This is a genomic window from Paenibacillus sp. Root52 (assembly GCF_001426865.1).
Classification (GTDB): Bacteria; Bacillota; Bacilli; order Paenibacillales; family Paenibacillaceae; genus Paenibacillus.
The window spans coordinates 1-23,226 of record NZ_LMFO01000004.1 but is presented as its reverse complement, the minus strand read 5'-3'; the positions used below and the strand labels follow the sequence as shown (position 1 = coordinate 23,226).

The following is a 23,226-nucleotide window of genomic DNA, read 5'->3' as shown; positions in this document are numbered from 1 at the left end:
AACTAGTCTAAGGAGATCAATATGGGCTTACGCTATATAGAAGAAAAGTTGCATGAAATTAGAGTTAAAAGGGCTGAAATCTTAACGGAGATGAATGTATCTCCGGATTCTGTGATGCCTGAAGATCCCCATGGAAATTTGAGATTTGAAAGAACATTTGATCAACTTTCAAATATGAAAATAGCGTGTATTATGGATGAATTCACCTATAATTCATTTGCTCCGGAATGCGAATTGTTGCAGATTACGCCTCAAGACTGGCTGACACAGATGCAGATGCTACAGCCGGATTTGTTCTTTTTGGAGTCAGCCTGGCTTGGAATAGGAGAACTATGGAAAACCAAAGTTCCTCATTTGAGTAATGAATTGATTGAAGTCCTTAGTTACTGTAAAAAGAATAATATTCCCGTTGTTTTTTGGAACAAAGAAGATCCGATTCATTTCGAAACGTTCCTTGCAACAGCAAAATACGCCGATTTTGTTTTTACTACAGATATAGACTGTATTAAGAAATATAAAACACTGTTGAAGCATGACCGTGTTTATTTAATGCCGTTTGCTGCACAGTTAAAGAATCATAATCCTATTGAACTGTATGAAAGAGCAGATAAGTTTTGTTTCGCTGGTGCTTATTATAAACGTTACCCTGACCGTAATCGTGACTTGGAAACGTTCATTGAGTCCGTTACGGCAAGCAAAGGATTGGATATTTACGATAGAAATTACTATAAGAATGATCCGAACTATGCATTCCCGAGCAGTTACAAGAAGTATATTGTAGGGAATTTGAAGCCAGAGGAGATCGATAAGGCTTATAAAGGATATCGTTTTAACATCAACATGAATTCGGTAAAGCAGTCCCAAAGCATGTGCGCACGACGAGTTTTTGAACTTCTTGCTTCGAACACAGTGACAGTCAGCAACTATTCCAGAGCCGTAAGAAATTTGCTTGGTGATTTGGTCATTTGTACGGATGATGGGAAGCAGTTGAGCGATCAGATAAGCAAATTTTCAGATGAAGAATATTATAACAAATATAGATTACTTGGCTTGAGAAAAGTATTGACTGAACACACGTATACCCATCGCTTAAGTTATATTGTAGACACGGTGTATACAAATAAAATGCAAACGGCGTCAGTTGATGTTGCTATTTTGGCATGTGTAAACTCCAAAGATGAATTAGAGCATATATATCGTCAATATCAAAGACAAGATTACAAAACTACTCGATTGTTCATCATTTCTGACGCTATTGATCTTAAAATAGAAAATGATAACGTTAAAATTGTAGATGAATGGACAGAAGAGGTTGCAAGACACATTCAAACGGATTTTGACGTTGCAGTGTTTTTTTCCTCCAATGATTATTATGGAAAACATTATATTACTGACTTCGTGTTTGCTACTAAATACGCCGACTTCCCTGTTTATACGAAAAATGTTTATTTCACAAATGCTGGACAAGTTACAAGAGTATCGGGGGGCAGGGTATATAACACAGTAACTTCTTATCAATTGCGCAGGTCTGCGATCAGATTGGCGGATTGTTCGGTTGATAATCTTATTGAATATGTTACTGACATTGAAGACCAAAATATATCTCCCAGTCAGGTATTTTCCATAGATGAATACAATTATTGTGAAAATTACGTAGAAGAGGATTGCCCATTAGTGGACGACCTCAATCTTGTAGACCTTGGAATCAAAATGGACGATATTTACCGCAAAGCCGAAGCAATTAAGCCGGGTATTCAATCGTCTGATTCGATTCATGTCGCTCCTAAAGAGTTGTATGAAATGATTGGGAAATCAAATAACCTAAGTTATAAAAACCAAACTGACGGTCTTCTTGTAGAGTCCAAATTACGAGACGGACATGACTATGTGTATTTAAATAAACTATACAGCGTCGATAACTTAGGACTTGAGCCTGATCTTGACGTTTATTTAGATGTGGACTACATTTCTAAATTTAGCGTGGACATCGTTGTTACAACTCTTGATCGTAATGAGAAGAAAATAGAAAGTTATGTTAAGCCAAGCTCTCGGAAAAATCAAATTAAAATCGGTCGGGAAGCAAAATATATCAAGTTGGGGATCAGATTCGCGGGCGAAGGTATTTGTAAAATTAAAAGTATCTTAGTTGGAAAGATTGATTTAGATAACGGATGTTTTCTGAACAAGTCGAATGCCCTTCTTATTGCTGATAATTATCCGGATTATAAGGATTTATATAGATATGGTTTCATTCATAGCAGAATGTCAGAATACAAAAATGTTGGCGAAGTAATTGATATGTTTAAGTTTAATGACCGTCTCCCGAGAGAGTATAGTGAGTTTTGCGGAATCGATGTAACAAGTGGGTATTTTGAGGAATTTAACAATGTGGTTATGAATGGTGAACATGATACTTTGTTAATCCATTTCCTGAATGAAACAATTTGGAACAGTGTAAAGAATCAGTTATCTAATAAGCGAATCATAATTTGGGTGCATGGTTCTGAGATTCAACCTTGGTGGCGCAGGGAATATAACTATACTACAACGCAACAATTGGAGGTAGCTAAGAAAGAGTCGGAAAAAAGGCTGAGACTCTGGGAGCAAGTGTTTGCTTCAGCTCTCCATGAAGACTATAACATTCATTTTATATTTGTATCAGAATATTTTGCCAATGAAGTATTTGAAGATCACAAGGTTAATTTGCCTGTGGACAAATACACGATTATTCATAACTATATAAACACAAATTTATTTAACTTTGAGGAAAAAGATACTGAACTTAGAAAAAAAATTCTATCAATCAGACCTTTTGCAAGTAATAAATATGCTAATGATCTTACCGTGAAAGCAATTCAATCTTTATCAAAGAATCCAATATTCAAACAACTTGAGTTTACTATTATAGGTAAGGGCGAGCTTTTCCATTCAACTTTAAAGCCTATAAAGAAATATAAAAATGTTACGTTAGAAGAGAAATTTCTCACGCAGGAGGAAATCGCTCTACTACACAAACAATACGGAGTATTTATAGTGCCTACCCGTATGGATTCACAAGGAGTATCTAGAGACGAAGCAATGTCTTCTGGACTTGTCCCCTTAACAAATAATGTTACAGCTATACCTGAATTTGTAGATGAAACTTGCGGCATTTTAGTGGATGGGGAAGATTATGAGGGGCTGGCTAAAGGTATTATCGAACTGTATAATGATCCAATAAAGTTTCAACATTTATCACGTAAGGCAGCGGAGCGTGTGACCTTTCAGAGTGGGTTCGATGCAACTATCTCAAAAGAAGTTGATTTAATAAATAAGTGTAATGCTACCGTAAAGGAGAAAGGTAGATAATGCTCACTGGTAGAAGAAAAACATCAATAATTTTACTATCGTTATTAGTCACTTTTGTTGTGATCTTAATGGTCATTTATCCTGGAAAGAAACAAAATCAGTCAGAAATAACACTAGAAGAGCAGATAGAAATATATAAACCATTCTATTTGAAGGATGGATATAGTGACGAAAAGTTAGATGGGATTTTTAAAGAAAACGCAGATAAATTGCTCAATAATCGACTTATAGTGGAAGAAAAAATTACAGATGATATATTATATGATATCGAAAATATTGACTGGAATATGAGTGTAACAGCATCTCCTAATACTTTTTCTTTGTATTTGCACACCCTTAGTCCAGTATATTATTTGTGCCAGGCTTTTATTCAGACTAACGATATGAAATATTTGGATGCTGCTGATAAATTTGTGGAATCCTGGGCCGCTTATGCTGAAGGTTCAAATAAAATTAATAGGTATACGTGGTATGATCACTCTGTCGCTGAGCGAACAGAAAATTTAATCTTTTACTCCATAATTAAAGAATCTGTTGGTGATGGCACCACTAATTCACAAATTTCAAAATTAATAAATGATAACGCCAAATGGCTCTACAATGATGATAATTATACTCATAAGCACAACCATGGTATTTTTGAGGATGGGGCCTTAATAAAGTCAGGTTATTATATGAATAATACACAATATATACAGAAAGGTATCAACAGATTAGATGAGCAACTTAAATATGCTTTTCCAAATGGACAAATTCATATTGAAAATTCACTTGGATATCACATTGGAATAATTTCTTATATAAAAGGGGTCGGAGATTTTTTAACCCAGTTTAATGATAAGTATGCAGTTACTGCTCTTAATTATTATAAAGGAGCAGTGGACTATTTAGTTTATGTTCATAAACCTAATCTATCAGTACCATTTATAGGGGATACAATTGGTTCATTAGGGAAACCATCTTCAATTCAGAATGATTTTGGTGATGCGAATCTAAAGTATATACAAACAAAAGGACTAGAGGGTAGTGTTCCAAAAGAAAAGGTGAAAGTTTACTTAAAAGATGGTACTGCAATATTTCGAGAGCATTGGGACGCTACTAACTTCGATCAAGCCACGTGGCTCCTCTTTAAATCAGGATTTTTGTCAAGTACTCATAAGCACGCTGACGATCTTTCTATTTTACTTTATTCTAAAGGTCATGATATTTTTATAGATCCTGGTATGTATAACTATATGGTCGGTACAAAATTGCATGACTACATGAATAGTAGTATGGCACACAATACAGTAATGGTTGATGATCAATCTTATTCTGTAAGTATGTTTAATTCAAATAAAGTAGGGCTTTACTCTTATAAGAAAAATAGTGGGTATATGGCAGTTAAAGGCTTTAATAATATATTCTCCGGAGTCAATATTGATAGGTCGGTCAATTATATTGATGGAGATAATTATCTTATAGTGGATGATATTCTTTCTAATCAGACACATAAATACTCTCAAATATTTCATCTGTCAAATGATGTAGAAGTTGAAGAACTTTCTGAGGATCACATGATCCTTAAAATCAAAGGTACTAATTATCATGTATTATTGCAGCAATTAATTCCTGTAGATTCAGTTCAAAAGTTTACGGGAGGAAGTGATAAGGCTTTTTTGAGTTTTACTTCAAGTGGTTTTAACAAGAGTATTCCGACAAGTTCTGTCTTATTTAATAAGAAAGGATCGAATTCAAAATTTATCACTTCTCTGAGAATACTAGAGTCAAACGAATTAAAAGATATCATTTTGGATAAACCCATTCTTGAGGGGGATACAGTTACTTTCAATGAGGTTCAGATAGACACGTCTGAACGAGAGAGGATTCCAAACACTCACATCTTCGCTTCAATTGATGCAACAAAGTTAGAACTAACAAACAACGTGACGACTTCTACTCTACAGAAATTATCATATTCCTTTTATTTGCTTGACAAAGAAACGGGAAGAAAGCATAGTTCTACACCATATTCTTTTGATAGTAATGCTGTTTTCGATTTGGAAAAGGGTAAAAACTATGCGGTGATTAGTTATTTGCGGAATTCAGCTAAGGAAACTTCAAAAAAGTTAACAGGGTTTGTAGAATTTAATGGTAAGGATTTTGTTTATAATGAGGTTCCAAAGATGGAACAAGAACCTGCGGTTAAAGGCTCACAAGTAAAAAAGATAGGTGACAGACAGTATAATTTTAAAGTGAATTTATTAGGTAATCATAGACTGACATCGAAATGGTATATATACAAGGATGGGGCAAGTTATGATTTTGTTGGAAATAATAGTAACGAGTTGACCTACAATTTTACTGAACCAGGAAAGTACACATGTATTTATAGAATAAATGATATTTATTTTGGTGAAATTGATTTTAATAATTTTGAAGAGATAGAAGTCCCTTGAAGGCTTCTTATAATTCTTAAAGGAGACCACTTATGTATGAATTTGTGATATTCGGGAGTTGTATTACGAGAGATTTAGAATAGCAAAGGAAGAAATCAACATTTAGTATTATGCTCGGTTGAGTCACTAACAATAGCTAATACTGGTATAGAGCTAGATTCTAAATTTCAACTAAATATGATATTGAATGATTTTAAAAGAACTTCTTGAAATATATGTTAAATAAAGAAGGGGATCTTTTATAGGTAGTAAGGAACATACTAGGGGATTAAGTCGTGTGCATTATACTGATGACTATTATATGAAAGTATACTATAAAAATTATGAGACATTCGAAACAAAGTGAGGGGTGATCGCTTGTCAGCCGAGTCCAAAATAGCTTTTTTAATGCACGTAGACTGGGATTGGATTAAGCAGCGCCCCCACTTTTTGTACGAGGAATTAACGAGGTATTATTCAGTTGACTTGTTCTATATTAATAAATTGTATGGTAACAAGACAACGAACCTTAATTCCCGGAATGTGTACTCTATGTCAACCATGCATACGCTCAAGAAACTGCCGATGTCCGGAAGGTTTAATGTGTTGAGAAAAATGGAAGGGTTAATGAATCGATTAGTAAACCAATCTCTAAAGCAGTATGATTATATATGGATCACATCCCCCCTCCTTTTGGATTTTATACCTTTAGATCAGTTAAAGGACCAGGTCGTGATCTATGATTGTATGGATGATTTTCTAGGATTTTATTCAGAAAATCGTAACCTAAGCAGGCTGAGAAATTTAGAGATACGTCTAGTGAAAAGGGCTAACCAAATCATCACTTCGTCAGAATATTTAAAGAAAAGAATGATAAGTTCTTATCATGAATATATGGGCAACGAACCGGTGGTTGTTAATAACGGAATCAGCAGATCTGTATTGAATGGACAAATTTCCGATATTCAATCTATCAAAACTAACCCTTCCCCAGAGTTGTTGAATCTGATGTACATCGGTACGATTGGAGAATGGATGGATTTTGATATGATGCTGCTTGTGCTCGAAAAAATTCCTGATTGTATGTTTACACTGGTGGGTCCAGCAGAAACTAAAGTTCCGTCACATCCACGTATTCAATGCGCGGGAACTGTGAGGCATGATCAATTGTCGAGCTATGCTCAAACAGCAGATGCTTTGGTTATGCCTTTTGTGTTAAACGAACTTGTTCGAGCTGTGGATCCGGTTAAAATATATGAATATATTCATTTTAATAAACCGATACTGACCATCGATTACCAGGAGATGCAAAAGTTTAAGCCTTTTGTTTATCTTTACTCTGAAGAGTCAGAATTTATTGATTTTATAAAAAAAGTAAGAAGTGACAAGATAAAGTTGCACTCACATAAGGAAGCAAGGCATTTCTTAGAAAGCAACACCTGGAAAGAAAGATGTAGTCAAATTACTGGGATTCTGGAAGGAGTTCAACGATGAAAGCTATAATTCTTGCTGGCGGGACAGGATCCCGCCTTTTTCCTTTAACTAAGGTAACTAATAAGCACTTGCTTCCTGTAGGGAAGTATCCAATGATCTTTCATTCCGCATTTAAACTAAAACAAGCTGGCCTAACTGACATCATGCTAATTACCGGTAAAGATCATATGGGGGACGTCGTTAATCTCCTGGGTAGCGGAAGCGATATAGGTGTTTCTTTCACATATCGAGTTCAAGATGAAGCAGGAGGAATCGCCCAAGCACTTGGGTTGGCAGAACAATTCGCAGGCAATGATCAAATGATTGTAATACTGGGTGACAACGTCTTCGTAGACGATATAACTCCTTATGTGCAAAATTTTGAGAAACAACAAAGTGGAGCTAAAATTCTGATTCAAGAAGTCACTGATCCTCACCGCTTCGGGGTACCCGAATTGGATGGCAATCGAATCGTATCCATTGAAGAAAAACCGCAGGAGCCCAAAAGCAAATATGCAGTAACAGGCATATATATGTTTGATAGCGAAGTCTTCAAGATCATCAAGACTTTAAAGCCTTCTGCAAGAGGTGAGTTGGAAATCACAGACGTGAACAATGCATATATTGAACAAGGGAATCTTACTTACGATATACTTACGGGTTGGTGGACTGATGCAGGAACCCATGCATCTTTGGCAAGAGCTAATGAATTAGCGAGGGATATTGTATTCGGAGATGAGTTCGGGAAGTTAAAGTTATAGAAGAGAAGGGATGGCGGGATAAATGAAAATCACTCCTTCCAAGCTGACAGGCGCATGTTTGATTGAACCGGTGGTTCATGGTGATCACCGGGGTTTTTTTATGGAAAGTTACAATGAACAGCTCATGAATCAACAAGGGATTAAATATCAGTTTATTCAGGATAACCAATCCCTATCTGCTCAGGCAGGTGTGTTGCGTGGACTGCACTACCAACTTAATCCCAAAGCGCAAACCAAGTTAATTCGGGTTATCTCAGGTGCAATCTATGATGTTATTATAGACATTCGACATGGATCGCCCACCTTTGGACAATGGGAAGGTTTCATCCTGAGTGAGCATAATCACCGTCAGTTACTAGTTCCCAAAGGATTTGCGCATGGCTTCTGCACTCTGGTACCAAACACCCAAGTCTTGTACAAAGTGGACGAATACTATTCCCCGGAGCAGGATCGCGGCATATTATGGAGTGACCCGGCTCTTGGAATTTATTGGCCTACATCTAGTCCAATTTTGTCAGATAAGGATCAAAGGCATCCTTTACTTCAGGATGCAGAGATCAATTTCAATTTCGGAGTGAGTGATTAGGAGGTTTCGACATTATGAAACTGCTCGTTACCGGCGGAGCCGGCTTTATTGGAAGTAATTTTGTGATGTATATGTTGGATCAGCATCCTGATTATGAGATTATTAATGTGGATGCGTTGACGTATGCCGGTAATTTAGAAAATCTAAAATCACTTGAAAACAACACACGTCATACCTTTGTCAAAGCAGACATTACAGATGCTGCCGAGATGGATCGCTTAATTAGTCAAGGTGTAGACATTGTTGTTAACTTTGCAGCAGAATCTCACGTGGATCGAAGTATTTTGGAGCCAGATGTGTTTGTTCGAACGAATGTTAACGGTACTCTAGCACTGCTTGAAGCGGCTAAAAAACATCATATTACTAAATTCGTTCAAGTATCAACGGATGAAGTATACGGTTCACTTGGTCCTACAGGTCTATTTACAGAGGAGACACCGTTGCAGCCAAACAGTCCTTATTCCGCATCCAAAGCAGGTGGGGATTTGCTTGTGCGGGCTTACCATGAGACTTTTGGTCTTCCGGTAAATATCACACGTTGTTCTAATAACTATGGTCCTTATCAATTCCCCGAGAAGCTAATCCCACTTATGATCTCCCATGCCCTTGCTGATAAGACTCTACCTGTATATGGAGATGGATTGAACATCCGGGACTGGCTCTATGTTGAAGACCACTGCAGTGCCATTGATCTGGTCATTCATCAAGGACGTAACGGAGAAGTATATAACATTGGTGGTAATAATGAACGAACTAACGTGCACATCGTGAAAACCATTTTGGAGCAACTCGGCAAGCCGGATTCCTTAATCAAATACGTGCAAGACCGGCCTGGGCATGACCGCAGATATGGCATTGATCCGGCCAAAACAATGTCTGAACTAGGCTGGAAATCAAAGCATACGTTTGAAACCGGGATCAAGGAGACTATCCATTGGTACCTCGATAACCAGGAGTGGTGGACCCGCATCCAATCTGGAGTGTACCAACAGTACTATGCCAAACAATATGGCTCTCGATTGGGAGACATGAATTAATGAAGATCTTGGTTACAGGAGCAAATGGACAACTGGGTCGGGATGTCGTTCTTCTTTTGGAGAGGGAGGGGCATTCTGTTCTTGCTTGTGATCGGAATCAGATGGATATAACCAATCAGGCACAGTGTAATGACGTTATTTCCTCCTATCATCCTGAAGCGGTCATACATTGTGCAGCTTATACAGCCGTAGATGCTGCAGAGACGGATGTCGATGGTGCATATAAGGTGAATGCTGTGGGAACACGAAATGTTGCTGTTGCAGCAGAAAAAGTTGGAGCCAAACTCATCTATATCAGTACTGATTATGTATTTGATGGCAATTCTGCAATCCCTTATCAGGAATACGATGACACTAATCCACAAAGTGTGTATGGAAAGTCCAAACGAGCAGGAGAATTACTAGTACAATCTTTGTCAACCAAATGGTTTGTTGTACGTACTTCTTGGGTCTACGGCATATACGGGAATAACTTTGTCAAAACGATGCTGAAGTTGGCGCGAGAGAAGCCGAAGCTACAGGTAGTACATGATCAAAAAGGTTCACCCACATATACCGCAGATTTGGCAAACTTCCTGATACAATTGATGCAAACAGAAAAATATGGAGTATACCATGCTTCCAACAGTGGTACTTGTACGTGGTATGAATTCACCCAAGCTATCTTTGAGGAAGCTCGGGGGAGTGAATATTTTTCCATTCAAGCACATTTAGAGCCCTGTACAACAGAACAATTTCCTAGACCAGCTCCGAGACCGCGTAATTCTGTAATGGATCATCTATCGATTCGAACGAATGAGCTGGTTGATCTTCCGCCATGGCGAGAGGGTCTGCGTGAATTTATTCGCTTATTATCGAAGAATGAACAGCCATAATAGCACAATGTAACTCTCGCTCTATTACTTATGGGCGGGAGTTTTCGTATATAATAAAGAAAATTCAGATATTGAGGTGACGCGTGAATAAACCTACAGTATGCATTATGCTTTCTACATATAACGGAGCACCATACATTGATGAACAGATCGAAAGCCTTTTGTCACAACATGATGTAGATTTCCGGATTCATATTAGGGATGACGGATCCTCTGACGGAACTGTTCAAAAATTGATCGAGTATGGCAACGTATATCCTGATCAGATCCAAGTTAATGTAGGAAAGAACCTGGGCGTAATCGGAAGTTTTTTTGAGCTGATGCGTCAAACGAAGCCTGTATACGATTTTTATGCATTTTGTGATCAGGACGATGTGTGGAAGCCGGACAAACTCATTCGGGCAGCAAAAAAGCTGAAATTGAGACAATCGAACATACCATTGATGTATTGTTCCTCTACACAAATGGTAGACCAGGACTTGAATAATCTAAATGTGTGGCCAACCCTCCCATCTAAACCATTAAGTATGTATAATGCTGTGGTTGAAAATCGTTGCGTTGGGTGTACGATGATTTTGAACCAAATTACATTTGAGAGGGTTAGGGGAAACATTCCAGCTGATCTAACTAAGGTTATCATGCACGATTGGTGGATATATCTTTTTGTTAGTGCATTTGGAGAAGTAATATTTGATGAAGAACCGACTATTTTGTATCGCCAGCATCAGGGGAACGTACTGGGAGGTAGCAATGAGAGCTGGATCATGAAATGGAAGAACAGATGGGTTCGCTTCATGAAAGGTAATAATCACTTTATACTAAGTAAACAAGCACAATTGTTTATGCATCTTTATAAAGATCAGTTATCTGCTCAGCAACAAAAGGACTTACAGCAGTTCTTATATCAATTAAACGCTTCATGGATCAATCGTATAATATACGCGATCAAGATGCCTTTTTACCGCCAATCTACTCTCGATAACGCTGTTCTTAAACTCATATATGTCTTGAAGAAGGTATAAGTTATCTCCGGTCTTGGGTTCCCTCTCTTCTTCCATAGTATGCTATACTTTTAATAGCTGAACACAGCATTACAAAGTCAGGAGTTTTATAAAATGGTTGAAATAGTAGACCCTCTATTAAGAGGAGAATTAAAAAAAAATAGAAAATATGATTTTGATGTTAGCATTATCATCGTTAACTACAATACACGCGAACTAACGCTAGATTGTTTGGCATCCGTATATGAATCCCTTACTTCCTTTCAATACGAAATCATTGTCGTTGATAATGCATCGCATGATGGATCCGTGGAAGCGATTCGAAGAGGATATCCAGCAGTAAAGTTAATAGCGAATAGGGACAATACAGGTTTTGCTGTTGCCAATAATCAAGGAATGGACATTGCCGAGGGGCGTTATATATTACTGCTTAATTCCGACACGGTCGTGCAGACAAATACGCTGGAGATTATGGTTGGTTTCATGGATCGTCATCCCGAGATGGGGGCGTCTGGTTGCAAAGTTATTCTTCCTGATGGTTCACTAGATAAAGCTTGTAAGAGAGGGTTCCCTACACCGTCTGCATCATTTTATTATGCATTTGGTATTTCTCGTCTGTTTCCTGATCGACCGAAGTACAATCAATATCAACTGGGACATCTAAGCCCAGATGATGAGTATCCTGTAGACTGTCTTGTTGGTGCGTTCATGCTTGTAAGACGTGAGACCATTGAACAAGTGGGTGGCTTGGACGAAACCTTCTTCATGTATGGTGAAGATATTGACTGGTGTTATCGGATCAAAGAGGCAGGATGGGGCATTTATTATTATCCGCGTACATATATTGTGCACTATAAGGGTGGAAGTGCACGTCGTAAACCTTTGAAAATTACGTATGAGTTTCATAGAGCGATGTGGGTATTTCACCGCAAGCACTATGCAAGGAAGTACAGTGTATATATGAATGCCAGTGTCTGGTTAGGGATTTCGCTCAAATTCACACTATCTTTGCTGAGCAGTAAGCTATCTCCTTCCAATCGGAAAGGGAACTCTGTACCCCGTGTCAGAGCGGAGAAAGAAGCATCAACTGAGGTGAACGTATGATTCGGCGCAATCAACGGTTTTTAACTCAAATGTATATTGCAGCTGACTTTGGTGTGATCCAGTGTTCGTTTTTGTTAGCATGGTGGGTGAAGTTTGAAAGTGATTTATTAACGAATCAAAATTCGCTACCTATCGAAAAATATATGATCTGGAGTCTTGCTTACGGAGTGCTTGCGATATGTGTGGGTGTACTATCTTCTTTATACACACCCAAGCGAAAAAAGCGCTTTGCAGACGAAGTATGGAGACTTGTTCAATCTCATGGTATAGCTTTTTTCATGCTAATGAGCCTAATGTTTTTCTTTAAGGAGATCAACATTTCCCGTGCTTATCTTGCTATGTATATGATTGGAAATGTATTGTTTACACTGTTTTATCGATATGTTGTAAAGGTACAGCTGAAGAGATTGCGTAAAAAAGGCTTTAACCGGCAATTTGTTCTTATTCTCGGTGCAGGTTCACTCGGTCAAAGGTTCTATGACAACCTTCGCAACTATCCCGAGCTTGGATATGAAGTTACGGGTTTTCTAGATGATTATCGCCGCTGGGATCGAACCGAAGAAGGAAGATATAAACCTATCATAGGAAGAGTCGATCAACTAGAGGAGTTCTTATCCACTCATCTTGTTGATGAAGTTATCTTGGCTTTGCCTTTGGATGCACACGACAGATATTCACATATCATCAATGTGTGCGAAAAGGCGGGTGTGCGAACACTTATCATACCAGACTTTTTTGATTATCTTCCGGCTCGTCCATACTTTGACAATTTTGCTGGAATGCCCATGATTAACGTTAGAGACATTCCATTGGACATCGCTGTTAACCGCTTAATGAAGCGTGCCTTCGACATTTTGTTCTCCCTTTTCGCCATCTTGTTAACGTCTCCAGTGATGCTGGCAGTTGCAATAGGGGTGAGAATGACTTCTTCTGGTCCCATAATTTTCAAGCAAGAGCGTGTGGGGCTCAACCGTCGCAACTTTATGATGTATAAATTTCGTTCAATGAAAGTGGTTCCTGAGGACGTGGTGGACACGGGGTGGTCAACTAAAGATGATCCGCGCCGAACGGTATTTGGAACATTTATAAGACGCACCAGCCTGGATGAATTACCTCAATTTTTCAACGTATTACTAGGTCATATGAGTGTAGTTGGCCCAAGGCCAGAACGACCTTATTATGTTAATCAATTCAAGGATGAAATCCCTAAATACATGATTAAACATCACGTTCGCCCGGGAATAACAGGATTAGCACAGTGCAAAGGATTAAGAGGAGATACCTCCATCAAGGATCGAATTGAACAGGACATCTTTTATATTGAGAATTGGTCTTTATTATTTGATATCAAAATCATATGGAAAACGATCCGTAATGGTCTCAAGAACGCCTATTAACATTCACAACTGCATTCCTTCATTTAACAGTCGCCTACGGGCGGCTTTTTTGTTTGATACCTCTCATATCAGGGTAGTTAGTTATCAAAAAGCAATTGTGCATCCGCGTGATGCACACAATCCTAATCGAGGTAATCAATCTGCTCAATCATCTATACTATCACTCACTTAAGGAAGTGAATGCCCTATGAAACGCATCGCTGCAGTTCTTACATTACTTCTTGTTACCGTAGGTATGCTCTTTTTTGCCTATGATAGTCAGAGCGAGGAGCAACGGGAAGGCTTTACAGCATATCGTTTAATCGCCCATGCCATGGGAAGTATCCGGGATCAACCTTACACCAATGCTTACGAGGCGATGATCGCCAATTACGAGAAAGGCACACGTGTGTTTGAGATTGATTTTATGCTGACATCTGATCGCAAAACAGTAGCTAGACATGAATGGACAGCGAATATGAGCAAAATGCTAGGACAGGATGAAGAGCTTCCGGAAGAGAAGCAGGCAGAGCGATTAACATATGATGAATTTATGAATACGCCAATTCTGGGCATGTATCAACCGATGGATGCAGAAGGTATCGTGGACGTACTCGCTCATTACCCAGACATGTACATTGTGACAGACACCAAGGAGCAGAAGGACAAAGATATTAAGCAGGTTCTACAATCCTTAGTTGATGCTGGTAAGAAATATGATTCGGAAGTGCTTGATCGCATCGTAGTCCAGATCTATAACGAACCGATGTTGCAAACGGTTAAAGAGGTCTATGCATTTCCTTCCATTATCTATACGTTATATGCTACCCAGGATACAGAGGCTCAGGTTGTCGATTTTGTGCAAAAGAATGATATTGATGCAGTAACGATGCCTGAATATAAGGTGAATCAAAACTTCGTCGCCAAGCTGAACAAGGCTGGAGCGGTTACCTATGTACACACCATCAATGATACAGATCAAGTCGCGAGCTATGAGAAATGGGGCGTGTACGGCGTCTACTCCGATATCTTGACCGAACAAGAAATGGAGCAGATGAACACGAGATTTGCCTGGAGACCCTAATTGATGGTTGATCGATTTTCTTATTAAAAATTACAGGTTACTCCTGAATATGCGGGGAGAGTCTGTAATTTTTTGTTCCCCTTTTTATGCGAACATTGACACTCACTCCCTGCTGACTTAGACTGAGTTTATAAGCTTCAATAGGATAGAGAAGAACCTCTGGAGGAATGTTCGTTGATAGACATGATTAAGCAGTGGAGACATGTATTTAAGCTCGATCAGGATCGAGAAATATCAGATGAAGCATTGGACAAGGTATGTATGTCTGGAACGGATGCGATCATCGTGGGGGGGTCTTCAGGGATAACGTATGACAACACCGTAGACCTCATGTCTCGTATTCGTCGTTATGAGCTGCCGTGTGTGCTTGAAGTGTCCGATCTGGAGGCAGTCGTCCCTGGATTTGACGGGTATCTCATTCCCATTGTACTTAATGCGACGGATAGTAAATGGATGATTGGACAGCACCAGCAGGCGATAGAGCGTTATGGTTATCTAATTCCTTGGGATCTGCTCATTGCTGAAGGGTACATTGTGCTTCATGCGAACTCCACCGTGGCACGAATGACCGGAGCGGATACTGAGTTAACGACAGAGGCTGCCGTTGCCTATGCCCAGGCTGCAGAGCGATTGCTTCACCTGCCTATCATTTACATGGAGTACAGCGGTACATTTGGCGACATGGAACTTGTCGGCGACATACACAGGCAACTGGATCAGGCGCATCTTATCTATGGCGGTGGAATTGATAGTTGCGATAGAGCGGAACAAGCAGCTCAAGTTGCCGATACGGTCGTTGTAGGAAACATCATTTATAGTGATCTACAGAAGGCGCTGGAAACTGTACAGGCTGTGAAACAATCGGTTTAAGTGGTTTAGTTTACCAATCCCCCACATCCCCCTTTGAATCTGTTAAAATAGAACTTTGCCCTTATAACTTAGTATTATCGCATTCAGGGGTTCACCTCTGTAAATAATTGTATTTGCGATTTATGTTTCTGACAGAAATGCAGATTTTAGGAGCGATGTGAGAAACGAAGTGTCCCTCTTTTAAACTGAAAAGTTACTACAGTTTTCTCGTTATTTTTGCCTAATACCAAAATATAAGGATACGATGTTTACACCCGAACAGAGAGTGCAGAAGCGATCTAGAGAACGAAGTGCTCGTATTTATCTCCGGATTTTCCCTTTCAAGAAGGGAATCAAAAAATCTGGGGATAACGACGATCGAAAGATGCTACTGCACTCGGAGTGGAAAGTGTAACCCCTGGCTTTCTTATATGATCAACTAATGGAAGGAGCATGCATGCATGCAACCTATTAATATACATGATGCCGTTGCACGGCTTAACACTCCACAGAGACAAGCCGTCGAGGCGACGGATGGCCCGTTGCTGATTATGGCTGGAGCGGGAAGTGGTAAGACTCGAGTGCTTACGCACCGGATTGCCTACCTTATCGCAACACGAAAAGCACCCCCTTGGGGTATTTTGGCAATTACCTTTACGAACAAAGCAGCCCGGGAGATGCAGGATCGGGTATCCCAACTCGTAGGTGGCTCTCAAGGCCGCGACATCTGGGTATCCACATTTCACTCTATGTGTGTTCGCATTTTGCGCCGTGACATTGAACGAATCGGTTTTACACCTAACTTCAGTATTTTGGACTCATCCGATCAATTATCTGTTATTCGTAGCTGCATGAAGGATCAGAATATCGATACGAAGAAGTTCGAACCCAAAGCGGTTCAGGCGATGATGAGCACAGCTAAGAATGAACTGATCAGTCCTGAGCAATATGAGAAGCAGGCAGGCGACTATTTTGAGGGGATTGTGGCGAAGGTATATACGATGTACCAAAAGCGGTTAAGAGCCAATAACTCGCTCGACTTCGACGATCTCATTATGGCGACCATTCAACTCTTTAAGGAAGTGCCGGAAGTTCTCGACTTTTATCAGAAGAAATTCCAGTACATTCACGTGGACGAGTATCAGGATACGAACCGTGCACAATACATGCTCTGCCGCATGCTTGCTGACAGTCATCACCGCATCTGCGTTGTAGGGGATAGTGACCAGTCGATCTATCGCTGGCGTGGAGCGGATATCAGCAATATCCTGAACTTCGAGAAAGATTACCCTGAAGCAAATACGATTTTGTTGGAGCAGAACTATCGCTCAACCTCTAACATCCTGAATGCAGCGAATGAAGTGATCGGCCTCAACACTGGACGCAAACCCAAGAAGCTGTGGACGGACAAAGAAGGCGGTTCGAAGATTAAGGTTTACCGTGCTGATTCCGAGCATGATGAAGGTTATTTCGTAACCTCCGAGATTAGTAAAAATGTGAAGAACGGCAAATCCTATCAGAACCATGCCATTCTGTATCGTACGAATGCCCAGTCCCGGGTTATAGAGGAAATTCTGATCAAGTCAGATATTCCGTATCAGATCGTGGGCGGCATCAAGTTCTATGATCGTAAAGAGATCAAGGACATTTTGGCTTACCTGCGTTTGTTATCTAACCCGGACGATGATATCAGCCTCACTCGGATCATTAATGTGCCGAAGCGCAGCATTGGGGATACAACGGTTGCGAAGCTTGCGGCTGCTGCCGGTGAGCGTGGAATTTCCATTTTCCGAGTGCTTCAGGTTGTGGATGATCTTGGTTTTGCAGGGCGGACGCGCAATGCGCTAGTGGAGTTCTATGATATGATCGCTGCATTACACCAGATGGTAGAGTATCTGTCGGTAACTGAACTGACGGAGAAAATTCTGGAGATGAGTCAGTATCGTATTGAGATGCAAAATGAAAATACACTCGAATCACGTGCACGACTGGAGAATATTGACGAGTTCCTGTCCGTAACGATGGAGTTTGAGAAAAATAATGAAGACAAAACGCTCGTATCATTCCTTACCGATCTCGCCTTAATTGCGGACATTGACAGCATGAACGATGACGAAGAGGAACAGAGCGATGCGGTGACCCTGATGACGATGCACAGTGCCAAAGGTTTAGAGTTCCCGGTTGTCTTTATCGTGGGTATGGAAGAAGGTGTCTTCCCGCATAGCCGAGCTTTCATGGATAATGAAGAGTTGGAGGAAGAACGCCGCCTTGCTTATGTAGGTATTACACGTGCGGAAGAGCAGTTGTTCCTGTCATGTGCTCAGATGCGGACATTGTTTGGGCGTACAACGGCAAATCCGCCGTCCCGCTTCTTAGACGAAATTCCGGATGAGCTAAAAGAAGATACCTCTATCGCACGTGACCGTTATCGTCGTGGCACGAATACAGGGGGATCTTATGGTGGGCGTGGACTAGGCTCCAGCGGGGGAAGTAACTTTGGTGGTGGTAATGCGGCTAAGCTGTTTGAACATCAAAGCCGGAGCGGTTCTTCCGCTAGTGCATCCACACCAACTTCCCGTGTAACTACAAGTACATCTCATTCAACATATGCTACGCCATCATCTGCCTCCAAGCCTGCGGCTTCGAATAGTGAATCAGGTTTCAAAGCAGGGGATAAAGTGCAGCACGGCAAGTGGGGAACAGGTACAATTGTTGCGGTAAAAGGCAGCGGTAATGATACCGAGCTGCAGATTGCATTCCCGGCACCCGTAGGGGTGAAGCGTCTGCTTGCTGGTTTTGCACCAATTACCAAAGTAGAATAAGTCTATAAGAGGTTAGTGAGTTACGAAATGGATTCAAGAGCGAACGCGGAGCCATGCTCTGGCGTTCGTTCTACATATATATTTGGCATAAAATCACATAAAGTTTGAGTTAAGATTAATATAACGGAGGGATGGCCCTGTATGGACCCAATGAACCGGATGGAGCAACTCGTAACTGAGCTGAACCAACATAACTATCAATACTATACGATGGATCAGCCACAGATCAGCGATAAGGAATATGATCTTTTGTATGACGAACTGGTCTCACTGGAGCAAGAGAGTGGTATAGTATTGCCGGACTCTCCGACACAGCGGGTCGGTGGAGAATTGCTCAAAGGTTTTACACCACATCGACATCTATCCCCATTGTGGAGCTTGGACAAAGCTCAGAACATTGAACAGCTTCGAAATTGGCATACACGTGTATTGAAGTTAGTGAACGATTATAATACCAAAAATCCAGATAAACCTTTGCCAGAGCCAGGCTATGTCATCGAGCTGAAATTTGATGGTCTAACCTTGAATCTGACTTATACTAACGGAGAATTGGTACAAGCTTCTACACGGGGTAACGGCTCCGTAGGGGAAGGGATTTTGGCTCAGGTTCGAACGATAAAGTCTGTACCGCTTAAAATTCCTTATACCGATGGTACCCTTGAAGTTCAAGGAGAAGGAATCATGAATCTTTCTGTCTTGAATAGATACAATGAGACTGCAGCAGAGCCGCTCAAAAATGCACGCAACGCAGCAGCAGGAGCACTCCGTAACCTGAATCCTAAGACAACAGCAGAGCGTCGTCTGAATGCCTATTTTTATAATATTGGATACTCAGATAACGTTCAGTTCTCCACACATCAGGAGATGATGGATTTCCTCAGAGAAAATCGGTTCAAAGTGAATCCATCCATGACTTATTTCCAGGAGTTCGATGATGTGATTGAGCAACTGGCTGCCATTCAGGAAAATCGTGGACAGTTGGATTATCTGATTGATGGAGCAGTTATCAAACTTACGGATATGCGTACCCGTGAGGTACTGGGGTACACAGATAAATTCCCACGCTGGGCAGTCGCTTATAAGTTCGAGGCAGAAGAGACAACGACTGTTCTAAAGGCTGTAGATTGGAATGTTGGACGCACTGGGAAAGTCACGCCACTGGCGCGTGTGGAGCCTGTTGAACTTGCAGGAGTTACTGTACAGAATTGTACGTTGAACAATGTGGGTGACATTGAACGGAAAAATCTAAAGTTTGCATTGGGCGCAAGAGTCTTTATCCGCCGTTCTAATGATGTTATTCCTGAGATCCTCGGTAAAGTGACGGAGGAGAGCGACGGCGAAGAGATTGTATATCCAGAACAATGCCCAGCATGTGGTTTTCCATTAGAGCAACGGGGAGCGCATTTATTCTGTAATAACAAGACGGCGTGCAAGCCACAGACTGTAGCTCGAATTTCACATTTTGCTTCGCGCGATGCTATGGATATCGAGACGTTCAGTGAGAAGACGGCCATCCAGCTGTATGATGAACTGAATGTACGTGAGCCAGCGGATCTATATACGTTACAATTTGATGATCTAGTGAAGCTTGAGCGTTTTGGTGAGAAGAAGGCAAGTAACCTGCTGGCAGCACTGGAGCAGAGTAAAGACCGTGATCTTGCATCATTCCTGTACTCACTAGGTATTCCTAACACGGGCAAATCAACGACACGTATGCTGGCCGATCATTATCGTGATCTGCATGCGATCATGAATGCAACCGTAGAGGAGCTTATTGAGCTTCCTGATGTAGGCGGTATAGTAGCTGAGAGTATCGTCAATTTCTTCGCTGATCCGTTCACTCAGGCAGCTATTGAGAAAATGTTGAATCTAGGTGTGAGAGCACAAGCGCCGGAAGCGCCTGCAGCCGTTGTGGAGGATTCCTTCTTCAGTGGCAAAACCGTTGTCCTTACTGGGACGTTACATCAATTGACGCGAGATGAAGCCACACAAAGGCTTGAGGCTCTGGGTGCAAAAGTGACAGGTAGTGTGTCGAAAAAGACAGACCTTGTCATTGCGGGAGAGAAGGCGGGCAGTAAGCTGGCTAAGGCTCATGATCTAGGTATTCCTACAATTGAGGATGAGGATGAATTGGTTCGTCTGTTGAATCTATAAATAAATGATTTGAACAGAAGCCGCTGATTATCAGCTTATGACGTTATAAGTAAAATGCTGGAACAGGCTAGTAATAATACACTAAAAAAGACCGAATGGCACGCTAATGTGCTAATCGGTCTTTTTTTATTATAGGTAAACCCTAAAGTGGATGAGCAACGGTACTTTTAAAACCAAAGATCGCAGAACAACTTATGTTCACTGTCTGTGACAGAAGATTAAAGGCTAGAAGTTCGTGTCTTTGACCCCGGGAGCCATGCATCCTTATCATATCCACGCTCTTCCCAGTATCCAATATGCTCACTGTCAATCAGTTCGATGCGATTGAGCCATTTCACTGATTTATAAGCATACATTTGAGGGATAACCAAGCGAACCGGGCCACCCAGATCTGCTGGAATAGGTTTACCATCATGCATGACAGCAATTATAATATCATCCATTTGAGCTTGTTCTAACGTGATCGCATCAGTATACACGCCGTCTCCCGAATAAAACTTGACGCTATGCGCTTCGGGTTTCACGCCGGCTTGAGCCAGTAACTGTTTGAGAGTGATTCCTTCCCAGGTGTTTTTGTAAACAGACCAACCCGTAACACAGTGGAAGTCGCTGACCTGAACCGTACGCGTGAGCTTCACAAACTGTTCCCAGTTCCAGATCTGCCCTCTTTCAACTAATCCATCAATCCGGAATGACCAGTTCTCGTTGGTGAAAGAAGGAATCGGAGTTACCGTATACACTCTGAAATGTCCCTCTGCGCCTCCTCCGATTGGAGGGGAAGAAGCAGACATGGGTTGAGGTAAAGGTACCATGCGATTGGGGTCATTCTCCAACATAGAATCGATGCTGTTTTTCATATTTATATTACGTCCAATCCAGGATACAAATGTAGGTCCAAGCGTAACGGTAAGTCCAAGACCAACAGCTGAGCGTATGAAAGCCCGTCGCGTATATAATGGTTGAGGTTTATCGGTATCATTTAATAGTTCGTCTCTAGACGTTATTCTCGAATCGGAGGAAGATGTTGATGCTACATAAGTGTCTTGATCTGAAGGGACAGGTGAGCCTGAATTGATCCCATCCTGAACCGGTGAACTCGTTCTGGTACGTACCGCCCTACGTGCAGGGTCCTTCAACCATTTAGTGCGGGTAATGGAATGGTAGATAATATAGGGTAGTCCGACCCAGGTTAATAGATCATGAGTGAGTAGTGCAGCATTGGACATCTTCGGACCGGCAAGTTTGAACTGCCATAACACAATGCCTGAGATCAGCCAGCCGACCAATAGTACCAGAACTACAATTGTGTTTACCCGTTGCCATGGCCTATTTCGAAGCTGCTTCCAGTGCTTACCTGCCAAGATCAAGTAATATACGACAGGCGCTAGCATGGCCAGACCAACAATAATGTGAATCCATTTCAACCATACACGACCAATGCCCAGTAACTCTCGCCAAAAGCCTCCAACTAACATCAAGCCAGTAATGGCAAGGATGACTACAATCCAAGCATTCCAAGCGTGGATGGAGACCAGTTTTTTGCCATACCCCTTGCGCATACTCTTCAGCCATTGATTCAAATGCAATCACCTCACTTAATTCAATTCGTAAGCCATTCATGTTCTTCTATAAATTAAAAAGCGACTAAATAGTGACCGTAACCCTGTTAAGAGCAATCATCATATTCATTTTTATATACTTTATTATAGAAGCTTTGGATCACTTTCTTCAAATACTCTCAACGGAGAAAATGGACGTTGAATTGTAGTTCGCCAGAGATATTAACTCGCGGACGTAGAACAAACATGAGAGCTAATTGAAAAGAGAACAAATTAGGCGAGTGATAGTGATTACAGTGTGGAGAATAACAAGTATAATCATGGACTGTTATATCGCATGGATGCCAAAAAACGGGGATTTTCTACAATCCTCTGATAGATACGTAAGCCGATTGATCTAAATATAAAGATACGAACTAGTTAAATCAGTTGTTATATGAATAAACCTAATTTTAATTCAAAAAGTGCTTGCTAAATAAATGTGGGCATGATATATTATTTCTTGTCGCTTCGGACGTTGAAATGTTGAAAACATTCGAACGCCGACGGAAAAAAAAGATTGACATCATGTCAAGCGACATGATAAGATATAATTCCTGTCCGGTTGAAGGTTATTACAATATCGGACAACAAGTTCCTTGAAAACTGAACAAATGGAAAGTAACTTTTGTTTTACAATGAATCGTCAGATTCAAAATGAGCTAATCGCTCTTTTCAATACTTTATTGGAGAGTTTGATCCTGGCTCAGGACGAACGCTGGCGGCATGCCTAATACATGC

General features: G+C 40.8%; 15 protein-coding genes. 14 read left to right on the top strand and 1 reads right to left on the bottom strand.

All coding sequences use genetic code 11. The features are described from left to right. Positions 1-21 precede the first annotated feature (21 nt). From ASD24_RS06950 to ligA, 14 genes are all read left to right on the top strand, one after another. Positions 22-3,348 carry a glycosyltransferase gene (locus ASD24_RS06950; protein WP_056693580.1) on the top strand — a complete coding sequence of 1,109 codons (3,327 nt, stop codon included), beginning with the start codon at positions 22-24 and terminating at the stop codon, positions 3,346-3,348. Continuing rightward, positions 3,348-5,786, top strand: a complete 2,439-nt coding sequence (locus tag ASD24_RS06945; protein ID WP_056693575.1) for a heparinase II/III domain-containing protein — start codon at positions 3,348-3,350, stop codon at positions 5,784-5,786. The genes ASD24_RS06950 and ASD24_RS06945 overlap by 1 nt, the downstream gene beginning before the upstream one ends. Positions 5,787-6,371: 585 nt before the next feature. Next, positions 6,372-7,259, top strand: coding sequence for a glycosyltransferase family 1 protein (locus ASD24_RS06940; protein WP_162248930.1), 888 nt, complete (start codon positions 6,372-6,374; stop codon positions 7,257-7,259). Then, the gene (locus ASD24_RS06935; RefSeq protein ID WP_056693569.1) at positions 7,256-7,999 is read left to right on the top strand and encodes a sugar phosphate nucleotidyltransferase; all 744 of its coding nucleotides are present in this window, start codon (positions 7,256-7,258) and stop codon (positions 7,997-7,999) included. Before ASD24_RS06940 ends, ASD24_RS06935 begins: the two co-directional genes overlap by 4 nt. A 22-nt stretch (positions 8,000-8,021) precedes the next feature. After that, entirely contained in the window at positions 8,022-8,585 is a 564-nt protein-coding gene (rfbC, locus tag ASD24_RS06930) for a dTDP-4-dehydrorhamnose 3,5-epimerase (protein WP_056693565.1), read from the top strand. A gap of 14 nt (positions 8,586-8,599) precedes the next feature. Next, positions 8,600-9,622 carry a dTDP-glucose 4,6-dehydratase gene (rfbB, locus tag ASD24_RS06925; RefSeq protein ID WP_056693561.1) on the top strand — a complete coding sequence of 341 codons (1,023 nt, stop codon included), beginning with the start codon at positions 8,600-8,602 and terminating at the stop codon, positions 9,620-9,622. Beyond that, positions 9,622-10,497, top strand: a complete 876-nt coding sequence (gene rfbD, locus ASD24_RS06920; protein ID WP_056693558.1) for a dTDP-4-dehydrorhamnose reductase — start codon at positions 9,622-9,624, stop codon at positions 10,495-10,497. Before rfbB ends, rfbD begins: the two co-directional genes overlap by 1 nt. 83 nt (positions 10,498-10,580) lie before the next feature. Next, positions 10,581-11,519 carry a glycosyltransferase family 2 protein gene (locus ASD24_RS06915; protein ID WP_235540439.1) on the top strand — a complete coding sequence of 313 codons (939 nt, stop codon included), beginning with the start codon at positions 10,581-10,583 and terminating at the stop codon, positions 11,517-11,519. A 93-nt stretch (positions 11,520-11,612) separates the two neighbouring features. After that, positions 11,613-12,602 carry a glycosyltransferase family 2 protein gene (locus ASD24_RS06910; protein ID WP_082560314.1) on the top strand — a complete coding sequence of 330 codons (990 nt, stop codon included), beginning with the start codon at positions 11,613-11,615 and terminating at the stop codon, positions 12,600-12,602. Further along, on the top strand, positions 12,599-13,999 hold the full coding sequence (locus tag ASD24_RS06905) for an undecaprenyl-phosphate glucose phosphotransferase (protein ID WP_056693552.1): 1,401 nt from the start codon (positions 12,599-12,601) through the stop codon (positions 13,997-13,999). Before ASD24_RS06910 ends, ASD24_RS06905 begins: the two co-directional genes overlap by 4 nt. Positions 14,000-14,186: 187 nt before the next feature. Beyond that, positions 14,187-15,062, top strand: coding sequence for a phosphatidylinositol-specific phospholipase C/glycerophosphodiester phosphodiesterase family protein (locus ASD24_RS06900; protein WP_056693549.1), 876 nt, complete (start codon positions 14,187-14,189; stop codon positions 15,060-15,062). Positions 15,063-15,245: 183 nt separating this feature from the next. Next, positions 15,246-15,932, top strand: coding sequence for a heptaprenylglyceryl phosphate synthase (locus tag ASD24_RS06895; protein ID WP_397339557.1), 687 nt, complete (start codon positions 15,246-15,248; stop codon positions 15,930-15,932). A gap of 440 nt (positions 15,933-16,372) precedes the next feature. Next, positions 16,373-18,733: a DNA helicase PcrA gene (pcrA, locus tag ASD24_RS06890; protein ID WP_056693543.1), complete on the top strand. Its 2,361-nt coding sequence runs from the start codon at positions 16,373-16,375 to the stop codon at positions 18,731-18,733. A 141-nt stretch (positions 18,734-18,874) separates the two neighbouring features. Continuing rightward, positions 18,875-20,887, top strand: a complete 2,013-nt coding sequence (gene ligA, locus ASD24_RS06885; RefSeq protein ID WP_056693540.1) for an NAD-dependent DNA ligase LigA — start codon at positions 18,875-18,877, stop codon at positions 20,885-20,887. Between the two features lie 218 nt (positions 20,888-21,105). On the opposite strand, the gene ASD24_RS06880 is transcribed toward ligA, so the two are convergent. After that, positions 21,106-22,467, bottom strand: a complete 1,362-nt coding sequence (locus ASD24_RS06880) for a molybdopterin-dependent oxidoreductase (RefSeq protein WP_056693535.1) — start codon at positions 22,465-22,467, stop codon at positions 21,106-21,108. Positions 22,468-23,226 lie beyond the last annotated feature (759 nt).

Bases quoted from the DNA above. Each gene is read 5' to 3' on its own strand.
- ligA (WP_056693540.1), top strand. From the start codon at position 18,875: ATGGACCCAATGAACCGGATGGAGCAACTCGTAACTGAGCTGAACCAA.
- rfbC (WP_056693565.1), top strand. From the start codon at position 8,022: ATGAAAATCACTCCTTCCAAGCTGACAGGCGCATGTTTGATTGAACCG.
- ASD24_RS06950 (WP_056693580.1), top strand. From the start codon at position 22: ATGGGCTTACGCTATATAGAAGAAAAGTTGCATGAAATTAGAGTTAAA.
- ASD24_RS06945 (WP_056693575.1), top strand. From the start codon at position 3,348: ATGCTCACTGGTAGAAGAAAAACATCAATAATTTTACTATCGTTATTA.
- ASD24_RS06900 (WP_056693549.1), top strand. From the start codon at position 14,187: ATGAAACGCATCGCTGCAGTTCTTACATTACTTCTTGTTACCGTAGGT.
- rfbD (WP_056693558.1), top strand. From the start codon at position 9,622: ATGAAGATCTTGGTTACAGGAGCAAATGGACAACTGGGTCGGGATGTC.
- ASD24_RS06910 (WP_082560314.1), top strand. From the start codon at position 11,613: ATGGTTGAAATAGTAGACCCTCTATTAAGAGGAGAATTAAAAAAAAAT.
- ASD24_RS06895 (WP_397339557.1), top strand. From the start codon at position 15,246: ATGATTAAGCAGTGGAGACATGTATTTAAGCTCGATCAGGATCGAGAA.
- pcrA (WP_056693543.1), top strand. From the start codon at position 16,373: ATGCAACCTATTAATATACATGATGCCGTTGCACGGCTTAACACTCCA.
- rfbB (WP_056693561.1), top strand. From the start codon at position 8,600: ATGAAACTGCTCGTTACCGGCGGAGCCGGCTTTATTGGAAGTAATTTT.
- ASD24_RS06935 (WP_056693569.1), top strand. From the start codon at position 7,256: ATGAAAGCTATAATTCTTGCTGGCGGGACAGGATCCCGCCTTTTTCCT.
- ASD24_RS06905 (WP_056693552.1), top strand. From the start codon at position 12,599: ATGATTCGGCGCAATCAACGGTTTTTAACTCAAATGTATATTGCAGCT.